We start from the raw sequence: 1,358 nt of genomic DNA, 5'->3' as shown, positions 1-1,358 counted from the left end.
TGCGCCGGAGGGAAGCGTGCCGACCGGAACGGAGTACGTAGCTCCGCGCACGGCTGTAGAAGCACAGTTGGTGGAAATTTGGCAGCAAGTGCTGGGCATCGGTAAGGTCGGAATCCGGGACAACTTCTTCGAGATCGGCGGGCACTCGCTGCGGGCAACGGTGTTGATTGCCAAAATTCATAAAGAGATGAATAGCCGTATCTTGTTGCGAGAAGTGTTCCAATCGTCCACGATTGAACAAATGGCTCAACTGATCGAGGGCCGGGAGCGAATCGCTTATGCATCTATCCCGTTAGTAGAGGAAAGCGAGTATTATGCTGTCTCATCGGCGCAAAAACGATTGTATATTTTGAGCCAATTGGGGGACGGCGGAATTAGCTACAACATGCCAGGAATCATGACGGTGGAAGGTTCCTTGGATCGCGAGCGATTGGAAGAAGCGTTCAGGAAACTGATTCAGCGGCATGAAACGCTGCGGACCAGTTTTGATGTGGTGAACGGCGAACCGCAGCAGAAGGTGCATCCTGAAGTTGCTTTTGAGGTGGAGTATAACCAAGCGAGCCAAGAAGAGGCGGAGGAACATATTCGCCGATTCATTCGCCCGTTTGATCTTGCGCAGGCACCGTTGTTGCGAGTAGGGCTTATTCAATTGAAAGAAAATGAGCATATTTTATTATTCGATATGCATCATATCGTTTCGGACGGCGTATCCATCGGCATTCTGGTTGAAGAATTCAACCGTTTGTATGAAGGAAAAGACCTGTCGCCGCTTCGGATTCAGTATAAGGATTATGCGTCATGGCAGCAGTCGCAAGTCCACAATCAACAAATGATCAAACAGGAAGCGTACTGGTTGAATGCTTTTGACGGGGAGCTTCCGGTTCTGGACTTGCCGACCGATTATGTGAGACCTTCGGTACAAAGCTTTGCGGGAGACCGAATCGAGTTTGTCGTCGATCACGCAAGAAGTATGGGGTTAAGGCAGCTAGCGGCTCAAACGGGATCGACCCTGTATATGGTATTGCTGGCTGCCTACACCGCTTTGCTGCATAAATATACAGGGCAAGAAGATGTCATTGTAGGCACGCCGATTGCGGGAAGACCACATGCGGATTTGGAAAGCATCATCGGGATGTTTGTGAATACGTTGGCCCTGCGCCATTATCCGGCCGGGGAAAAGATGTTCCATGACTATGTGCAAGAAGTGAAAGAAACGTCGCTAAAAGCGTTTGAAAACCAGGATTATCCGTTTGAAGCGCTGGTCGACAAGCTCGACTTGAAAAGAGACATGAGCCGTCATCCCTTATTCGACACGATGTTTGTGCTGCAAAATACGGAGCAAGGGGAAGACGATCTCG

General features: G+C 49.9%; 1 protein-coding gene. It reads left to right on the top strand.

Annotated features, from left to right (window positions below):
* Positions 1-1,358 (top strand): condensation domain-containing protein (locus ET33_RS35950; protein WP_036694188.1); only part of this gene is annotated, 1,358 nt, incomplete at both ends.

It is taken from the genome of Paenibacillus tyrphae, assembly GCF_000722545.1.
GTDB classification, from domain to species: Bacteria; Bacillota; Bacilli; order Paenibacillales; family NBRC-103111; genus Paenibacillus_G; species Paenibacillus_G tyrfis.
This window is presented reverse-complemented; position numbering and strand designations above follow the sequence as displayed.